Origin of the sequence: Ketobacter sp. MCCC 1A13808, assembly GCF_009746715.1 — a bacterium.
Taxonomy (GTDB): Bacteria; Pseudomonadota; Gammaproteobacteria; order Pseudomonadales; family Ketobacteraceae; genus Ketobacter.
In genome coordinates this window covers 1-2973 of sequence record NZ_VRKW01000046.1, presented here as the reverse complement: position 1 = coordinate 2973, position 2973 = coordinate 1, and the positions used below count along the sequence as shown (strand labels likewise).

3 protein-coding genes are annotated in these 2973 nt (G+C 46.3%); all 3 read left to right on the top strand.

What is annotated here, in order from left to right; genetic code table 11:
• Positions 1-2244: hypothetical protein (locus FT643_RS23240; protein ID WP_317622108.1), on the top strand; the 2244-nt coding region annotated here is incomplete at its 5' end.
• Between the two features lie 9 nt (positions 2245-2253).
• Positions 2254-2646, top strand: coding sequence for a hypothetical protein (locus FT643_RS22860; protein ID WP_156873711.1), 393 nt, complete (start codon positions 2254-2256; stop codon positions 2644-2646).
• A gap of 77 nt (positions 2647-2723) precedes the next feature.
• A partial coding sequence (locus FT643_RS23640; protein ID WP_232340414.1) for a hypothetical protein occupies positions 2724-2973 on the top strand: 250 nt, incomplete at its 3' end.

The following is a 2973-nucleotide window of genomic DNA, read 5'->3' as shown; positions in this document are numbered from 1 at the left end:
ACGCAATTTGAGCAATCCCTCAAACTGAATTCTGAAAACCCTGACGCACACCTGGGTCTGGGCTTGGCTCTGTTGCGCCAAGGCAATACAGGGGCAGGGCGGGTAGAGCTGGAGATCGCCAGCAGTCTGGATCCGGCCCGCAGTGTGTTGCGTAGTTATCTCGGACGAGCCTATTTCGAAGAAAAGCGTGATGCGGATGCCAGCGTGCAATGGAATCTGGCTAAACAGTTTGATCCGCTCGACCCGACGCCCTATTTTTATGAGGGGGTCCGACAACTCTATGCCAATAATCCGGTGGCTGCCATTGACGAACTTGAAACGTCTCAAGAATTAAATGATAAGCGTGCACTCTATCGTTCCGACACCTTGCTGGACAGTGACGCCGCCAGTCGCAGCGCGACCCTGGCAAGAGCCTATGATGATGCGGGCTATGATCAGGGTGTGTTGTTGGCCGCTCGCGACGCTTTGAAACAGGACCCCTCAAGCTCTGAAGGACACCGACTGTTGGCGGATCACTATCGAGGCGATAGCCGTTATGAATCTGCCCGGGCCTCCGAGTTATTGCAATCGCAATTATGGCAGCCGCTGTCCGCCTATCCGTTACAGCCGCAATTGAGCGAATCCAATATTTCCTTTGTTGAGGGTGCCGGGCCGCAAACCCCCGGGTTAAATGAATATCACTCACTGTTCACGCAAGACGGAATTTATGCCAGCCTGGATGGCTACGGGGGTGGAGATGGAACCTGGAGTGAAGACGTAACAGGCTCTTTTTTAGCAGGACCATTGGCAGTGAGTTTAGGCCAGTTTCATTTTGAATCTGATGGCTGGAGGCCTAACTCCTGGCAGGAACAGGATATTCTTAACGGTTTAGTTCAATGGCAGTTATCACCGTCCACCAGTTTCCAGTTTGAAGCCAGCACGCTGGATTGGGATCAGGGGGATTTATCCCCCCACTTTAGTCAGCCTTTGGTTAATGTGACAGGACAGGTAATTGAGCAGGATACTTATCGTGTTGGAATGCGACACAAGTTTAATGCTGATTTGGCAATGATTGTTTCTGGTGTTCAGCAGGATAGGGTGGATGATCAAGCATTGGAGGTACCCTTTTCTGCTATTGATTCGGAGTTGACTACTGAGGCTGCTTCAATGGAGGTGCAATTTATTCAAAAAGCCCGCGCTATGAATTTTATTTATGGAGTAGGCAGTACCCAATATGAAGTATCGAACTCAATAGGAAATGTAATTGAAATTCCTGACGTAAATGTTCCCGGATTTTCGAATAGAATCCTTGCAGACAATTCTATATTGAATAAACCGGAGCAATATAATGCCTATTTTTATATGTTAGGTGATTGGTTTGATTCTGTTGATTTAGAAGCGGGTCTTTCCTTTATATCTGTGGATCAGAAATATAACACTTCAACAAATCAATCCATGCAGCTCGTAGATACGAACGGGAATGTTATTTTTGATTCCGGACCTGGTATTCCGCAGCTTTCGCAGGTTGAGATAGATGAAACTGTATGGCTTCCGAAAATTGGTTTTTCGTTTGATTTGACTGATTTGTTACAGCTTCGAATGGCCTATTACCGGACATATAAAGGTTACTACGCAGCGGAGCAAAGCATTGAACCGACCACCTTTTTGGGTTTTTATCAGGTTTTTTCGGAAAGTACAGGTTCTGAAGGTGAGAACTTATCTGTTGGTCTGGATCGTAGATATTCTGATACTTTGTCGTATGGTATTAGCTATATAAACCGCGATATAAATCTTGATATCCCAAGTGATGTGTCCGGCATTCCCGATACCTACTCTTCGGACGAAGACATTGCGGACGCCTATTTTCAGTATATTCCAAGCAAACAGCTATCGATTTCCTTGAATTTGATTTGGGACAGGCGGTCGACTATTGAAGTTTCGTCAGCCTTGGCACCCTTAAAAGTAGATCGCTATTCTGCGCCAATAGAAATCAAATTCTATTCAAATAACGGTACGACATTTAAAGTTACACAGACATATTATAAGCAGCAATTGAGTAACTTCATTGCCTCTGATAATCAGGAAAAGAGCACCTGGGTGACAGGGATCGCAGCAGGCTACCGCTTTCCCCGACACTTTGGCGCAATGGAGTTTGGGGTAGTTAATTTATTCAATGAAGAGGCAGAGTACGTAAACAACGATGCCTCAACCCTGGCATTTTATCCGGGGCGTATATGGTTCACGGCTTTCAATATCAATCTATAGGAGATAGACATGAAGAAAGTAATTTTACGAAATGGTGGTTATGGTGCACTTGCAGGTCTTGCGATGGCGTTGTCTGTATCTGGCTGTGCAATAGCGGGAAACTCCGGAGAAAGTCCTACTCAGATGGAACCTGAAAAGCCTCAGGCCAGCGAATATTTCCCCTTTCGTATTGCTATTGCCAGGGATGGGCAGCCAGTTTTTATGGATGAAAACGGAAAGGAACTGGACGCAGAGGAAGTTAAATTTCCGCTGGAAACATCTGCATTATATAGCTTGCAAACGATAACGATTGGTGTGGTGCATGGTTCATGTAAGGTGCTCTATAAAGCAAATAGAGTTACAACTTTTGTTATAACCTACCCAGACGCATGGTGTGCAGCAATGGGCCTCCCACAGGACTAAAACACAGCCGGAGCGCTGTCTGGCTTCCTAAAAACCAGATAGCGTTCGGTACCATTAAATATTATTGTTCCACCAAATTGCTATCGCTTCCCATATGTCCCCTGACTCAATCTGTTATTTCGTTCCAAAGCCTGGATAGCATTCGCGTCGCGACTGCTGCAGTTCAGTTGTCGGTGGGGCGGGTCAACTCTGCAGCCCAAACCCTGTTTGATCTAAAAACGGCGGATGCTCTGGCCTTGCAAAGTGTTTTGCTAAGTGCAAGCAATAAGGTCGCAGAAGCAACGCAAACTGCCCAACAGGCGATTAAACAGGATCCACGTTCTGCAG

What these genes read in the sequence shown, in the direction of transcription:
- FT643_RS22860 (WP_156873711.1), top strand. Translation starts at nt 2,254, where the DNA reads ATGAAGAAAGTAATTTTACGAAATGGTGGTTATGGTGCACTTGCAGGT.